This window comes from Priestia sp. MDV22-iso46 (assembly GCF_058629175.1).
Genome location: NZ_JBZVWT010000005.1, coordinates 16,833 through 31,005 on the forward strand (window position 1 = coordinate 16,833; position 14,173 = coordinate 31,005).

At 36.2% G+C, this 14,173-nt stretch carries 17 protein-coding genes and 1 pseudogene; 14 read left to right on the forward strand and 4 right to left on the reverse strand.

What is annotated here, in order from left to right; translation table 11 throughout:
• The 8 genes and pseudogenes from AC4NPH_RS22815 to AC4NPH_RS22850 form a co-directional block, all read left to right on the forward strand.
• A complete protein-coding gene (locus AC4NPH_RS22815) occupies window positions 1-1,113 on the forward strand; it encodes a bifunctional lytic transglycosylase/C40 family peptidase (RefSeq protein WP_491938942.1) in 1,113 nt (370 codons plus the stop codon).
• 14 nt (window positions 1,114-1,127) lie between these two features.
• Window positions 1,128-1,709, forward strand: a complete 582-nt coding sequence (locus AC4NPH_RS22820; protein ID WP_491938943.1) for a YddI family membrane protein — start codon at window positions 1,128-1,130, stop codon at window positions 1,707-1,709.
• 10 nt (window positions 1,710-1,719) lie between these two features.
• Window positions 1,720-2,607 carry a hypothetical protein gene (locus tag AC4NPH_RS22825; protein ID WP_491938944.1) on the forward strand — a complete coding sequence of 296 codons (888 nt, stop codon included), beginning with the start codon at window positions 1,720-1,722 and terminating at the stop codon, window positions 2,605-2,607.
• A 258-nt stretch (window positions 2,608-2,865) separates the two neighbouring features.
• Window positions 2,866-3,123 carry a hypothetical protein gene (locus AC4NPH_RS22830; protein WP_098526575.1) on the forward strand — a complete coding sequence of 86 codons (258 nt, stop codon included), beginning with the start codon at window positions 2,866-2,868 and terminating at the stop codon, window positions 3,121-3,123.
• Complete coding sequence (gene mobP2, locus AC4NPH_RS22835; protein WP_491938945.1) at window positions 3,120-4,316, forward strand: MobP2 family relaxase; 1,197 nt, start codon at window positions 3,120-3,122, stop codon at window positions 4,314-4,316. The genes AC4NPH_RS22830 and mobP2 overlap by 4 nt, the downstream gene beginning before the upstream one ends.
• On the forward strand, window positions 4,317-4,754 hold the full coding sequence (locus tag AC4NPH_RS22840) for a hypothetical protein (RefSeq protein ID WP_491938946.1): 438 nt from the start codon (window positions 4,317-4,319) through the stop codon (window positions 4,752-4,754). It abuts the gene before it with no gap.
• Between the two features lie 47 nt (window positions 4,755-4,801).
• Window positions 4,802-5,077, forward strand: coding sequence for a hypothetical protein (locus AC4NPH_RS22845; RefSeq protein ID WP_043977016.1), 276 nt, complete (start codon window positions 4,802-4,804; stop codon window positions 5,075-5,077).
• Window positions 5,070-6,095: pseudogene (locus tag AC4NPH_RS22850) on the forward strand (ArdC-like ssDNA-binding domain-containing protein); the annotation flags it as partial. The gene AC4NPH_RS22845 and the pseudogene AC4NPH_RS22850, both read left to right, overlap by 8 nt.
• 419 nt (window positions 6,096-6,514) lie before the next feature.
• Here AC4NPH_RS22850 and AC4NPH_RS22855 read toward each other — a convergent pair.
• Window positions 6,515-6,670 carry a hypothetical protein gene (locus tag AC4NPH_RS22855; protein WP_491938947.1) on the reverse strand — a complete coding sequence of 52 codons (156 nt, stop codon included), beginning with the start codon at window positions 6,668-6,670 and terminating at the stop codon, window positions 6,515-6,517.
• Window positions 6,671-6,867: 197 nt separating this feature from the next.
• On the opposite strand from AC4NPH_RS22855, the gene AC4NPH_RS22860 reads away from it, so the two are divergent.
• The 5 genes from AC4NPH_RS22860 (at window position 6,868) to AC4NPH_RS22880 (ending at window position 10,946) form a co-directional block, all read left to right on the forward strand.
• Window positions 6,868-7,899: a guided entry of tail-anchored proteins factor 1 gene (locus tag AC4NPH_RS22860; RefSeq protein ID WP_491938948.1), complete on the forward strand. Its 1,032-nt coding sequence runs from the start codon at window positions 6,868-6,870 to the stop codon at window positions 7,897-7,899.
• Window positions 7,900-8,022: 123 nt separating this feature from the next.
• The gene (locus AC4NPH_RS22865; protein ID WP_491939019.1) at window positions 8,023-8,976 is read left to right on the forward strand and encodes a toprim domain-containing protein; all 954 of its coding nucleotides are present in this window, start codon (window positions 8,023-8,025) and stop codon (window positions 8,974-8,976) included.
• A complete protein-coding gene (locus AC4NPH_RS22870; RefSeq protein WP_491938949.1) occupies window positions 8,969-9,610 on the forward strand; it encodes a restriction endonuclease in 642 nt (213 codons plus the stop codon). Before AC4NPH_RS22865 ends, AC4NPH_RS22870 begins: the two co-directional genes overlap by 8 nt.
• A 74-nt stretch (window positions 9,611-9,684) precedes the next feature.
• Window positions 9,685-10,098, forward strand: a complete 414-nt coding sequence (locus AC4NPH_RS22875) for an NUDIX hydrolase (protein WP_491939020.1) — start codon at window positions 9,685-9,687, stop codon at window positions 10,096-10,098.
• A 290-nt stretch (window positions 10,099-10,388) separates the two neighbouring features.
• Window positions 10,389-10,946, forward strand: a complete 558-nt coding sequence (locus AC4NPH_RS22880; protein ID WP_491938950.1) for a L,D-transpeptidase — start codon at window positions 10,389-10,391, stop codon at window positions 10,944-10,946.
• Window positions 10,947-11,573: 627 nt separating this feature from the next.
• Here the strand turns inward: AC4NPH_RS22880 and AC4NPH_RS22885 are convergent.
• From AC4NPH_RS22885 to AC4NPH_RS22895, 3 genes are all read right to left on the reverse strand, one after another.
• Entirely contained in the window at window positions 11,574-12,038 is a 465-nt protein-coding gene (locus AC4NPH_RS22885) for a DUF2691 family protein (protein WP_491938951.1), read from the reverse strand.
• Window positions 12,039-12,083: 45 nt separating this feature from the next.
• Window positions 12,084-12,602: a hypothetical protein gene (locus AC4NPH_RS22890; RefSeq protein WP_491938952.1), complete on the reverse strand. Its 519-nt coding sequence runs from the start codon at window positions 12,600-12,602 to the stop codon at window positions 12,084-12,086.
• 89 nt (window positions 12,603-12,691) lie between these two features.
• Window positions 12,692-13,201: a DUF3916 domain-containing protein gene (locus AC4NPH_RS22895; protein ID WP_491938953.1), complete on the reverse strand. Its 510-nt coding sequence runs from the start codon at window positions 13,199-13,201 to the stop codon at window positions 12,692-12,694.
• Window positions 13,202-13,587: 386 nt separating this feature from the next.
• On the opposite strand from AC4NPH_RS22895, the gene AC4NPH_RS22900 reads away from it, so the two are divergent.
• Window positions 13,588-14,076 (forward strand): DinB family protein, encoded by a 489-nt coding sequence (locus AC4NPH_RS22900; RefSeq protein WP_491938954.1) that lies wholly within the window; start codon window positions 13,588-13,590, stop codon window positions 14,074-14,076.
• The last annotated feature ends 97 nt before the right edge of the window (window positions 14,077-14,173 follow it).

The window sequence follows — 14,173 nt, forward strand, 5'->3', positions numbered from 1 at the left end:
TTGCATATCGTTTTACAGCTCATTCCCAAAAAATATTTGATTGGAGGCACGTTGATCCTGTTAGGATTATCGGGCCTCTTAGTCATGAGTACGATTGTAGCCATTACAGGTGAATTTGAAAAAGATAATCAACAAAGTGAGGTAACTGAGATTGAAGGCGGAGGCATTGGTGTAGGAACGGCTAATGTGTCACCAGAGGTGATGAAGTATCAACCTTTGCTTGAAAAATACGCACAAAAACATGGGTTAGATGCTTCCTATGTGCCAATTATGATGGCACTCATGATGCAAGAAAGTGGAGGAAGAGGAAACGATCCGATGCAAAGTAGCGAGTCCTTTTGTGGATCAGTTGGATATATTTCTAGTCCTGAATTATCCGTCGATAAAGGAGTTTTACATTTTAAAAGTGTCCTAGAAAAGGCTCATTATGATTTGAAACTTTGCCTTCAGTCGTACAACTTTGGCGGTGGATTTATCAATTACGTCATGAAAAATGGAGGTAAATATACACCAGAGTTAGCAATCTCTTTTTCACAATTGCAATATCAAAAGGTAAAACATACCGGAAATTATCACTGTGTACGTCCTGAAATGGTGCCTTATTCCGCCTGTTATGGCGACGCCTTGTACGTTAACGCGGTTTTAAAGTATTACACAGGAACAATCACAGCTGATGGAAAACCGGCTGCTCCTGCGAATGGAGGAAGTGGTGGTAAATCGGGTGTGAAAGTGATTGATGCAGGCAAAACGTTGATTGGTAAAACACGCTATGTATTTGGTGGCGGACGCTCTCAATCTGATATTAATGCAGGACGTTTTGATTGTTCAAGTTTCGTCAGATGGGCATTCGAACAGGTAGGAATGAATGTCGGTCCAATGTCAGGCGTAACAACCGATACACTCAAAACGCAGGGGCAAGCAATCAATCCAAAAGACATGAAGCCCGGGGATGTAGTGTTTTTTGATACCTATAAAATAGACGGACACGTTGGGATATACGTCGGCAATAATCAGTTTTTAGGCTGCCAAGGGAAAACAGGTGTAGCCATCGCAAGTATGGCAAAAGGAACCTATTTTGGTGAACGATTCAATGGAAGAGTAAAACGATTCTAAAAGGAGAAAAGGCGATGAAAAATAAAGCAGCACTACTATTTGGAGCGCTTGCCATTGTGGTGGCAGGCGTAACCATTTTCAACATTTACCTGAATCACAATATCTCCAACACAACAGCTTCGAAACAAATTCAAGTCACAAATGAGAGCTTACAAGAAGAAAATAAAGAGTTAAAAAAACAACTACGTGAAGTTCGCCCTTCTGCCCAAGAACAACAAAAACGAGATTACTTGAATACGGTTAATCAATTCATCGATGTGTCTTATCATCGTGAAAAAGATGGATTTGAGGATCGTAAAAAGACTGCAAAATCCATCATGGACAAAGAGCTTTATGAACAATTTTACCCTTCTGAAAAGTTCGTATATGGAGATAGTTACACTTCGATTCCAAACGATGTACAGCTTTATGTACAACAATATGATGGAGGGCAAGAAGAGGTTGAAGTCATTGCAGAATTTACAAATCATCTTGTCATAAGAGATGAAAACGTCGACGATCAGACGCATGACATTATTAAAGTTTCCCTACGGAAAGAAGAGAATAAATGGGTGGTTTATAGTATTGAAGAATTGAAAACAGAAATCATGAAATGAGGTGGAGCAGATGGCATTTAAAAAGCAATTGGAAGATTATCGATTTAATTTAAATCGTAATCGGTCATGGAAGTATACAGCGATGTTGATCTTTTTCTTTATCGGTTTTTTATCCTTACTGACATCGAAATTTTATTTAAAAACAGAAGATCCTTTGTATCATACGAATACCTATGAGGCGGTTTCTTCTAACATAACAGGAACCGTAACCATTGAGAATCGTGTGTATCATCCGGCTAATGCCTCACTGGATATGGTTATCAAAATGGATCAAACAGATGAAGAGGAAGTAAGCTTCCTTGCACAAGAAAAAGCGAATCCAAACATCAAATTACCTGTTCATTTATTGTATGAAGATGATGGCTATTATGTGGTAAGAATCAGCGATTTATCTCCAAATTGGGAAGCACTTGCCTTTGATCTGTATCAAGAAAATGAAGAAAAAGAAACGGTAAATGTGGATGATGTAACGAGTGATTCAGAAACAGATTCAACAGAGGAAATAGACGCTCATGCGTTAATTACAACGCTCTATTCTGACCAACGAAAAACAAAAAGTGAAGAAGGAAAAGGAACAAAAAACAAGCAAGAATATGCGCTTTTGGTCAATGATTTAGAGAAGCAGTTTGTAAAAAAGAAAATGAAAAACTATGAAAAAGCAATCACAGTAGAAGCCAAACATAAGCGTCAAACGCAACAAGAAATGAACGAATTACAACGTGATATGAAGTACCAAGTGCAGGAGGAAAAAGCAGATACTGAATCAAAAATTGCGATGAAAAAGGATGCCATTCAATCAAGTGATGAAAGCATTCAGCTTTATAAAGATGAACAAAAAAGCTTGCAAGAAAAGCTCCAAAAATTGAATGAAAAGCAACAAGATTTAGCCATGAAGTGAAAAAACACAGGGGGACGCAAAGGGGACATGGCTCCAAAACAGGGGGACATAAAGGGAACATTGGGATTTTAAAAGGGGACGTAAAAGGGACGTACACCAAAAAAAGGGGACGTAAAGGGGACATTTAGCGATTTTCTTTGTACCCACGGTTTTGCTAGGCTCTGCCTAGCCCCACACCTATGGTGGGGGCAAAAACCCCTTATGCTCTTCTCTCTTTTTAGGGGGAAGAGCACTACTACAAAAGAGAGTTCGGATAAAATGGAAATTAAAATTCGATATGTTGATCCAGTTGCACTAAAAAAAATTGATAAAATCGCAAAAGAAAAAAAGATTTCTCGACAGGAATTTTTAAAAGGTCAGATTGAAACACTGGCTGTTTTTCAAGAACAAAAAGATCGTGAAGCAGAGTTAGAACGTCTCATTGATCGAAACATAAAGATGATGGAAAGGTGTGCAGTTGCCATTGAAACAATCAATGGATTTATTCAAGATATGACGGGAGAAGATGAGGAGTGAGTACACCTTCTGTTATTCCAGGCGTGGTGTTAAAAACAAAGTTTGTCACATCTGATAAAAAAGCTTTTCAAGATTATGTTGATTATGTAGATCGTGATGAGGCGAAAAAAGAACAGGAAGTACATGAGAAACTGTTTACTCTTTATCAAGATTATATGGATAACCCTGATAAAACATCTTCTTTATTTACTCAACAATCCAATCACTTGAATGATGTGGAGAAAAAGAAATTAAAAAAGTTGTTTGAAAAAGCGCAAAAAAATAACAGTATTATGTGGCAAGATGTCATTACATTTCATAATCCTTGGCTCCAAGAAAACGGTTTATATGACGCTCATACTCATACAGTGGATGAGAAAAAATTAATGGAGATTACCCGTCAGTCCATGAAGGAAATGCTTAAAAGGGAAAGGTTAAATGAGTCGGCTGTTTGGTCGGCTGCCATACACTATAATACGGGGAACATTCATATTCATATTGCAACCGTAGAACCACAACCTACTCGTGAGCGAGGCAAAAGAAAGCCTAAAACATTGGATGCGATGAAGTCAACAGTCGTGAATCAAATTTTAAATCGAGGTGAGGAGCACCAAAAAATAAATGAGTTAATTCGAAATGATATGGTCGAAAAAAAGAAGAAGGATTCTTCATTAAGGTGGAAGAATCGTGATATTCAACCATTGTTTCTTCAAATCTATAATCATCTTCCAGAAGATAAAAGGCAATGGCAATATAGCTACCGAACGTTAAAACCAATGAAGCCATTTATTGATGTGCTGAGTCAAAAATATATCGAAAAGTATCATCGCAATGAATACCAACAATTGCTTAAAAAATTAGATAAAGAAGTAGAAGAATTAAAGAAAGCTTATGGAGAAGGAAAAGGAGATGAGAAGCGATACAAGGACTATAAGCAAACAAAAATAGATGATCTTTATAAGCGAATGGGGAATGCCTTTTTAAAAGAAATGAAAGAGTATGATAAGCAGCAGCAACAGATTAAAAGAATGGCAGAAAGTAAGAAACAATCAAAACGTCCTGCAAATTTTAATCAAAAGGTCTCTATGCATTTTGCATTAAAAAAGATGGAGCGAGCGTTTAAATCAGAATATGAAAGTTGGAAAAACCAACAACATTATGAACGATTACAAAAAGAAATTGAACATCATCGTCAGGAAGAGAGGAGTTATTAAATGAATAAACAACGTATGAAATTATCACTGGATGAGGAAACAAAACAATATATCCAAACATATATGGAAGAAAACAATATCGGATTTACAGGTGAGGCTATTGCTCAGATCTGTATGGAGCATAAAAAAACTAAAAGTAATGAATGGTCATTGCAATATATTTCGGAAGTGGTCAGCAATAACTTACATCAGGTTTTAAAAGATGAATTAACAAGGATTCGTCTCGGGGCAAATAGTGCTGATAAAAACACACAAATTTTAATTGAATATATGAACGGTCTTTTCTTCCATCACGGTTTTGATGGATTAATGACAACCGATTTACAAGAGTTAGATAGCACAAAGGTGGCGAAGGAAGCTGTTGAGAAGCGTATTGCGAATCAACGTCAAAAACGAATTGATTGGGAAGAGTCCAAAGGGAAACAACCATCTCATTGATGGATGTATATAAAGATAGTTTGAAAAATGTAGAGGAGGAACGAAATATGTTTTTTAACAAAGATTTAGTGTTAGCTTCGATTAAAGCTGTAGGAGAGGATCATGCCATTGTACAGTATCAAGACAAAGAGGTAGAGGTGAATTTAAGTCCAGAAGAAGCGAAGGAGTTTCATCAATATGTGGTGCATCAAGAAAATATGTTGGTGCCAATGAATATCAAAACACAGAAGCTTTTTGTGGATTTAGAGGAACCTTGGTATGAACAAGAGCTTGAAGAGTTAAAGGGGATCTCCTATCAAGAAGAGGAGGATGAAAATGAGTAAAACATATGCAAAAAAATCGGTGGAAGATAAGCGTAAAGAAGTCGAGGAGCTAACAAATGGAATGGAGAAAAAAATTGAGCAGCATTTTCATTCTGCCGAAGAACTAAAAGACTACTTATCTTTTATGGGTAAGTTTTATCAATACTCCATGTCGAACACGGCACTCATTCAAAAACAGTTTAGGGGTGCTCAAGCTGTTGGTTCATTTAAGTTTTGGAAAGATAAAGGGTTCTCTGTCAATAAAGGAGAGAAAGGCATTAAGATCCTTGTTCCAAATAAAACAGTCCCAAAATTCAAGGATGAAAAAGGGAAATGGAAGTCCATTAATAAAGCTACTCCCCAAGAAAAGAAGCTGATTAAAGAGGGGAAAAAAGAAGTTACTCAAGGCCGACTGTATTTTTCAGTCGGCCATGTTTTTGATATTCACCAAACGAACGCAACGGCTAATGATTTACCTAAGATATTCCCAAATCGTTGGTTAGAAGGAAACGTGGAGGACTACAAGGCGCTTTATAAAGGAATGGAAGCCATTGCTGAAAAGAATGGTATTTCCATCATTGCTCCTAAAGAAGAACTAGGCAGCGCAAAAGGCGCTTGCTATCCATTAACAAAGGAAGTTGCGTTGAATCCTCGTAACTCCGAACGTCAAAATGTAAAGACACTCCTTCATGAAATCACGCATGCCAAACTTCATACGGAGGAGTCACGGGCAAACTATACGGATGCAGAAAGAGAGTTTCAGGCGGAAATGACAGCCTATACGGTTTCGTCTTATTTTGGCGTTGATACGAGTGAGTATTCTCTAGGATACCTGTCACACTGGACGAAAGGAAAGAGCTTTGAAGATAAAACCAAGATTTTAAAAGAAGTACATGAAACGTCCGTTGGCTTTATTGAAACAATAGAAGAAACATTGGTAAAAGAACGAGAAAAAAATCAGTCATCAGAAAAAAAGGATGAAAAACAGCAGCAAGCAGATCCTCTTTCATCTGAAAATGTACAACAGAAAATGAAAGAAGGATATGAAGATTATAAACAAAAACAGCAACAGGAATCGGCACAAAATGTAGATAGCATTTTAGATCGTGTCACGGCTGAAGAAAAATATTATTCAACCAAAACACAAGCGATCAAAAATGGATGGATGACAAAGGAGGAAGTCGTGAAGCTTGAGCATCAAATTGATTCAACTATGACTAAAAACGAGATGGGGATCATCAATGGTCAAGTTCAAGAACAATCGCTTACTTTTCAAGAGCGTGTTGAAGTGGGTAATCACATGCAATTCCAGAAACGTACAGGCACCGTCAAAAAGAAAAAAGAAGAACAGGAACTCGAAAGGTAAAGTATAGCAAGAATATTTGACGGCACATCAGATAAATATTGTGTAAACAAAGAATAGTAAAAAGACGATGGCTAATGACCGTCTCAATAGAACTAGTTTTTATTTCCAGTGAACTTATTTTTAAAATAAAGGTAATCAACCTTGTGTTTAGTGGCCGTCAACTGTGATGCAAGTACTGCTGTATAAATTGATGTTAATAGTATCGACAAAATTCCAATACCAAGTAACGAGTCATTTTTATTACCCAAGTTTCCCCCTCCTTGTTCATAATTCGTAGATAAGGATATTTTCTGTAAAGAAATCAATTTTATACTGGAAAAAATGAAGTGATTTTAACCTGACAAAATTAAATTTAACAAGCAGAGCCTGTTAATTCCTCTGCTTTTTCTTTTATAAATAATCCTTTCTTTCATATTTAAAACCAAATTAATTGGAGGAATAAACGATGAAAAAAATTACGTCTCTTTCAAATGACCAATTTAAAACGCTTATTTCCGATAAAAGAGAATTAAAGAAGTTTATGAAACACCCACAAAATGAAAAGATCGAGGCAGGTTGGGCCAATATCAGTGGTGAACAGCTGCAAGACATCCCTTCTGGAGCTGTTTACTTAACACGATCAGCTCTAGGAGAAGAAAAACCGCAGGTTTTGCTTGTTTCCACCGATGAAAGAGGACAAAAACAAGCCTATAAAAGTGAAGCAACACTTGATTTTTTAAAGAGTCATGATGTGAACCCTGTTTTAGAGAAAGATCGAGAAACGCAGCTCAAAACGAGCTATATTACGTTTTTACAGGCTCATGACAAAGAGAAACCTCAAGATATTGATAGCATGTTAGCCCGTGTGAATGCAGAAAACGATTATGTCATGTTGAAATCAAGTGCCTTAAAGGAAAAGCAGTTCACCTCTGACCAATTGAAAGGCATGGAGAATGAGCTTTCTCATCAGTTTCAAGCACGTAAACAGACACAAGAGAAGGACCGATATCAAGAAGATTACAAACAAGAAGTACTAGAAGTTATGCAGCAGCCTAGTGAAGAAACACAGTATAAGCAAATGTTTAAACAAAACTTGTTAGCTCAATTAGGCATATCAAGTGAAAAAGATTCTTCTAAAGAAGCGAAAAAAGAAGCCGAAGCAGAAAAAGCTCCTGTCGAAAAGCAGCTGAAGCAAGAAACACCTCAAGAGAAAGAGCAGCGTTTGGCCAAAATGCAGGAGTTTGAACAAAAGCATTCCTTTGATAAGGTGTACAAATTGAAAAAAGAGGTGCTGCAGGAGTTAAAAGAGCTGAATTTGACTGATTCTCAACGTGAGAAGTTAACAAAGCTTGAAAAGGCGTTGGACACAGAGAAGAAGGATCACGACAAGCAGAAAAAAGAAGAGAAATCACAAAATGGATTTACAAAGTTTTTTGCACGGAACAGTGGAGCATTTTCTTCAAAAAAACAGAAAGATCAACAAGAAATAGAACGTTAAAAATGACAAAAGTTTGAAAAAGGTAAGAGGACTAAATATTATATTTAGTCCTCTTTTTTCATAGGGTGAAAGAGAAGGAGGGATTAGGTGGGAGAACGAAAACACGTCAATGAGGGGGAAATCATGAAAGCACGAGATATTGATTTGTTGTCGTATCTGGAAGCCAAAGGCGAAACCTTTGTAAAAGAGGGAAAGTATTATCGTCATACGGAACATGATAGCTTACTCATCAAAGGAAATATGTACGCTTGGAACAGCCGGAATGAAAAAGGATATGGAGCGATCAGTTTCGCTCGAATGTATTATGGAATGTCGTTTCCACAAGCCATATTAGATATCAACAAAGGCGATTATAAAGAGCTTTCACAATCGCATGAGCAACCGTCGGTTTCACCATTAAAAGAGCCTTTTCGCTATCCAAAAGAGTTAGAAGTAAAGGATCAAAGCAAAATAAAGGATTATCTCATAAAAGAACGTAAAATAGATTCTCGGTTGGTTGACTGGCTTCTTCAAAAAGATTTAATCGCCCAGGACAAACGGAACAATGTGGTGTTTAAATGGCGTGAACATGGAGGTAAAGGAAAGGTAATTGGGGCGGATCGGCAAGGCACAGCTTCTATAAATAATAAGCGTGGTTCCTTTAAACAAGTCTTACCGAACGATAACCCCCATACAGGCTTTTCAGTTGACGTTGGTCGCCCAAATAAAATTCATTTTTTTGAAAGTCCAATTGATCTCCTTTCTTATTGGAGTATACAAGAAAACCAATTGCAGAATACACGCCTTATTAGTATGAATGGCTTAAAACCTAAAACTGTTGCTCAATCTTATATCGAAGCTCGAAGAGAAGGCTTAAGCATTCAAGAAATGGTGTTAGCTGTCGATAATGACCAAGGGGGAAAAGAATTTATTGACAAAATGAACCAAATCGTGAATGCTGATTTAATAAGAGCAGATATTCCAAAGGGAGTGAAAGATTGGAACGACCAATTAAAAAAGAATGGAAAAAGCATTCAACCTGTGGCATCACGTCTCCGGAATAAACAAACAGAACAGGAGCTTTCAATGAATGGATAAAGTGTTTCAAAGTGTATTTTATCTCTTTCTTATCCTCATTTTATTTAAGCTTTCTCAATTTGCTTACCGTGTTCTTCGTGAACGGAAGTATAGGAAAGAATTAGCCCAATCAGGCATGCCTTATATTGATAAAATGGATGGGAGGCAGTTCGAATTTTACTTGCAGGCTCTTTTCCAACAGTTAGGGTACAAGATACAAGTAACACCATCATCTGGGGACTTTGGAGCTGACTTGGTGATGAAAGGAAAAGAAAAGATTGTGATTCAGGCCAAACGGTATAGCGCTAAAAATAGAGTTAGCCTTTCAGCAGTACAAGAAGTATACGCAGCAAAAGCTTATTATAAAGCGAATCAAGCATGGGTTGTGACCAATAGTTATTTTACGAAACAAGCAAAAGAGCTTGCAGCTGCATGTGATGTAACGTTAGTGGATCGTGCGGACCTTCAAGGGTTTATTAATGAAGTCCATCCTGTTTTCAAGGCACGAGAAATCTTTGAAAATATCACACCAGAACCTCGTAAGTGTCCGAAATGTGGGCAAGATTTAGTCGTACGAGATGGAAATGGCACTCGTTTTTTTGGCTGTTCCTCTTTCCCTTCTTGTCGTCATACGGAGAAAATTAATAAGGAATAAAAAATGTAAAATGACGATAAGGTTGTTTAAGATTTTATATATTGCATCCGTATGCTTAGGAGGATTTATATTTGATGGATGAAGTAAAAGTAGTCTATGCCCTCATTAAAAATAAGTACAATCAGATTTTAATGGTTGATAATCACGAAGGGCATTGGTCTTTTCCAGGTGGAAGAGTGGAATCTGGTGAGTCATTAGTAGAAGCTGTAATTCGAGAAGTATTTGAAGAAACTGGACTGACAATTGAACCTGGCAAAATATTAGCTATCAACGAAGGGAAATTTTTAAAAAGGAATCATCATGCTATCTTCTTTACTTTTGAAGGACATATTGTAGGTGGAACTGAAGAAATTAAGATGCCTGAAGAAATATTCCAACTTGAATGGGTCGATATTGAACAAGTAGAACAACGTGCTCCTTACTATTTAGAAGGAATTAATAAACTTTTACAAGGGCATGCATTTTACTACAACCAAGGAATAGTATAAAGAGGATAAAAAATGGTTCTTATCATTTTTAAACTAATTTCTCAATACAAAAAGACCTCTCTTCCATGAGTGGTCTTTTTTATATGTATGTTTAAGGTGCTGAAATTTGCATCGAATGAGTACTTATATGTAAAACAAAAGTTAATTTGCTCAGAGAGCGTTTCTCTGCATGTCAAAATCGTCAATTAACTAGGCTTTTATTTATAAATGATTGTGAAGGAAAAGCATCTTTCTAATTGGAAGGTGTTTTTTTCGTTTCCTATAAAAATATAAAAAAGAGGAGAGTTTTTATGAAGAACATTTTTATGAAATCAATGACCGTTCTTACATTATTAATGGTCGCATTATGTGGAGTAAATCAGGGGAAAACAGAAGCAGCAAGTAAACCAGCGAATCAAGATTTGATTATTATAAACAAATACTACAACAAGGTTGCTTATTTTCATAATGGCTATATTGAAATCGTTGGCCCAGTAGCAACGGGCAAAAGTTGGGACAAAACACCTATCGGATTTTTTAAAGTAGTTAATAAGATTAAAAATCGCCCTTATTATAAAGGACATATCGCTGGTGGAGATCCTCGCAATCCATTAGGAAAACGTTGGTTAGGATTAAATGCAAACGGTACGAATGGCGATACATACGGCATTCATGGAAATAACAATGAAAGCAGTATAGGGAAATATGTGAGCCAAGGTTGCGTAAGAATGCATAACGCAGACGTTGAAAAGCTTTATGATAAAGTTCAAGTGGGTACACCGGTTGCTATCACTTATTCCTATAAGAGTTTTATAGATTTAACGAAAGTCTATGGATACGAGTTTAAAGGTTACAATATGAAAAATTAATAATGAAGGATGATTTCCTTTAAGGCTAAAGGTAATCATCCTTTTACTGTGTAAACTAGGTGTTACATGTATTTGCGATATGATAAAGTAAATATATAAAATCCTTTTTGTTCCATAAATAATGATGAACTACAAAAAAGCTCAAATTATTTTTAAATAAAATAAGAAAAAAGAGCATAAGAAAGGAAATCATCAATGGTACCCATTTCAATAGAAGCTTATGTTAATAAGCATTGTAAGAATAATCCTAGAGAAGAACCAAATCAGTTAAGGGAAAGTCTGAAACAGGCAGTTAAAGATAAGAAAAATGGAGCGATCTGCATCAACTGCGGTCAGGAAATTTGGGCAATTGGTAGTGCATTGTCTTATCAGGGATGTTTTTCGTGTTTAACTGGCGAGGCGGATTCCTCGGAAGACTATGAGATCGACGAGGTGTGTTGGTCATAGATTAAAAAATATCTGTTTGGGCTCTAAATAATAATATGAAAAAATACCCTAAAGGAGTTAATTGAAGAAATATAGAGTTAACGAAAGTGTATGGCTACAATTTTAAAGGTTATCCTATGGAAGGTAACTAACTAAAAAAAGAGCTCTTGATACACAAGAGCTCTTTCGTTTTACAATTTTTCACCACACAGTTAATCCCGTTCTTGTGTCATTTTCATCAGTAACATATTGAACATCTTTAAATCTATAAGCCTGCGCATTCCTATAAAGTAGTTCGAGCTTTTCTTTATCCTTGCAATAAATAGTGGTGTAACAACTATCTACTACTAACAGAACAAGTTCGCAATCACTTTCGATAAACTCTTCATAGGTCGCAATCTCTGAAATCTTTTCTTTTGGATATGCCTTTAAATCAGCAAAGATAATATAATAGACATTGTTTTCTAATAGGTTTTTAAGTTCAGTACCTGGCATTACTTTTTTCTCTTCAGGGAAGAGTTCTTCATCTAATTTATCATTCACCTCTAGATATGATTCTTCATTACTAACTCGCCAAATAAAATCTGTTATATCTATTGGCTTTAGTACATCTCCTAGAAAGGTTCCGCATTCATTGGGGATCTCAAAACTTATTCCTCTCTTCATAAAAACCTCTCCTAATCTTCAACCAAAGTACCCTTTCATCGAAAGTTACTTGTTTTCAATGCCATTACCTGTGACAACAAAGTGAGGGCTGTTTTCTCTTCGGTTAAAAAATCTCCAGAACTCACTGTATTCATCGTCTTCTGAAGTATCCGGGAATACCTCCAATAAATAACCTTGAGATAAAAAGATTTTTAGTCCTCCTATCTCGTCTGGTTCAACCCTTTCTATAGTTACATGTTCTTTTGCATTTTCTATAAAGGATTCAATTCGTTCATCAAATCTATTATTTCCTTGTACATCCCAGTCAAAATCATCGTTTTCCTCATTCCATCCTGTTCTTGGAGAATAGAAATCCCGTGAGCCTACTAATATTTTATTGTCCTTGGTAATACGCCACGAACATTGAATATCTAAAGCGTATTCAGCTAATTCCTCAGTTTTTCCTCTTCTGGTTACTGAAATCATTTCGCCAAACCCAAGCCAAAACAGATTCGACGCTCTTCCAGCGTATCGTAAATTTAAGCCTATTAATTTACCTATTTGGGATCTAATTGCTTCTCTCATATTCTTCTCCTTTTAAACTATAAAGGCTGCCACAGCAACCCTCACCCATCAATTTAAGCACACGTTAGTTGATGAAACCATTAATATATTTAATCCTTTTCGCCAATAAACCACAATTCGCTTTCGTACACATCTCCCTCATCAAAATTTTTCACAAGATAACCCCATATGGCCATATCGTCAGGCAGGATCAACTGCCATTCTCTTGATAAATCACGCTCTTTTGGGAGAGGAATCCATTGTTGTTCTTCATTATCTCGATCAAAGAAACCCTCATAATGACTGTCGCCTGAAAACACAATAATTTGAGAAGACCATATGTCGGGTATATCTATTGCAGACATTACACGGATTGTCTCTGTAGATGGTTGTTTCAGATCTATAAGATATTTGGTTCTATCTACTAAAATCTGAAGACAAAGCCTCTTAATGGCATGCGGCGTCTTATTGGAATTAATAAATCCTTGAGAACAAGGTAAATGTAAATGCCAATATCCATGCCAGAATTCATTGGGAAATTCAGTTGTTGCTTCTGTTAAACGTTGTATCAACTTCTTTGTTTTTCTTTTTAAGCCTCTTATCTTTTTCTCTCTATTCAAAAAATTTCCTCCAAAACTAAATTCTACATTTAATCTTGAGTAATTATATCACAGACTTTTCATCATGGTTTTTACAAAAAATAGAACGTCTTCTTGACTGCCCATTAGTAAAGAACAAAAGAGTATCACTAGTAATCCAATCCTTCATTGAGGATATAACACATAATCTGTTCTTAAGACTGTTCAATATAGACAGTCCCAAAAGGTACGAGTTTTGGAACAAATAATAAAATGTGTGCTTTTTTAACGTTGTTCAGCAATTGGGTAAGGGAGGTAATCAGATGGTTCATCTCGAAATTGTAAGTTATGCCAGAACAACATGCCGCAAATGAATATTGACCAAAGGGATTATCTATTAAAAGGGATAAGATTGGAGGGAATAGAAAATGGATGTAAGGACACTTTTGTTACAACAATGGGCAAGCTGCTTAGATAAAGAAGACTGGTTTCCACCACTTGAAAAAGTACTAGAGAATATTACTTTGGAACAGGCAATTTGGAAACCAGTTGAAGGGGCACATTCCATTTGGGAATTAGTTTGTCATTTACTTTTCTATGAAAAGAGAATTCTGTTACGCTTTCTAGGTGAAACAGCAAATGAACCAAAGGCAGAAAATAATGACGCTACATATCGATTACCAACTGAGACCTTTCAAAATTGGAAGGAAACAAAACAAGAATACTTTTCTGTTCATCGTGAACTTGAAAAAATACTAGCAAAATCAGAACTAGAAGATTTGTATAGACCGATTCCTGATGACAATCCATTAGTGCTTGAACTGAAGAGTTTAGCAATGCACGCCGCATATCATATTGGGCAAATTGTATTCCTTAGTAAAATGCAAGGAGCTTGGGCAGGGAAACGCAACTTTTAAAAAGTTTTATTAGCTTTACAGTTATTCCACTATAGAGCACTATTCCGAAGTGATGATAAAAGTCCAATTTCTTAATTTTAATATTGAGAAATTGGGC

Bases quoted from the DNA above. Each gene is read 5' to 3' on its own strand.
- AC4NPH_RS22870 (WP_491938949.1), top strand. From the start codon at position 8,969: ATGGATAAAGTGTTTCAAAGTGTATTTTATCTCTTTCTTATCCTCATT.
- AC4NPH_RS22885 (WP_491938951.1), bottom strand. From the start codon at position 12,038: ATGAAGAGAGGAATAAGTTTTGAGATCCCCAATGAATGCGGAACCTTT.
- AC4NPH_RS22875 (WP_491939020.1), top strand. From the start codon at position 9,685: ATGGATGAAGTAAAAGTAGTCTATGCCCTCATTAAAAATAAGTACAAT.
- AC4NPH_RS22900 (WP_491938954.1), top strand. From the start codon at position 13,588: ATGGATGTAAGGACACTTTTGTTACAACAATGGGCAAGCTGCTTAGAT.
- AC4NPH_RS22890 (WP_491938952.1), bottom strand. From the start codon at position 12,602: ATGAGAGAAGCAATTAGATCCCAAATAGGTAAATTAATAGGCTTAAAT.
- AC4NPH_RS22830 (WP_098526575.1), top strand. From the start codon at position 2,866: ATGGAAATTAAAATTCGATATGTTGATCCAGTTGCACTAAAAAAAATT.
- AC4NPH_RS22840 (WP_491938946.1), top strand. From the start codon at position 4,317: ATGAATAAACAACGTATGAAATTATCACTGGATGAGGAAACAAAACAA.
- AC4NPH_RS22820 (WP_491938943.1), top strand. From the start codon at position 1,128: ATGAAAAATAAAGCAGCACTACTATTTGGAGCGCTTGCCATTGTGGTG.
- AC4NPH_RS22880 (WP_491938950.1), top strand. From the start codon at position 10,389: ATGAAGAACATTTTTATGAAATCAATGACCGTTCTTACATTATTAATG.
- AC4NPH_RS22865 (WP_491939019.1), top strand. From the start codon at position 8,023: ATGAAAGCACGAGATATTGATTTGTTGTCGTATCTGGAAGCCAAAGGC.
- AC4NPH_RS22860 (WP_491938948.1), top strand. From the start codon at position 6,868: ATGAAAAAAATTACGTCTCTTTCAAATGACCAATTTAAAACGCTTATT.
- AC4NPH_RS22825 (WP_491938944.1), top strand. From the start codon at position 1,720: ATGGCATTTAAAAAGCAATTGGAAGATTATCGATTTAATTTAAATCGT.
- AC4NPH_RS22845 (WP_043977016.1), top strand. From the start codon at position 4,802: ATGTTTTTTAACAAAGATTTAGTGTTAGCTTCGATTAAAGCTGTAGGA.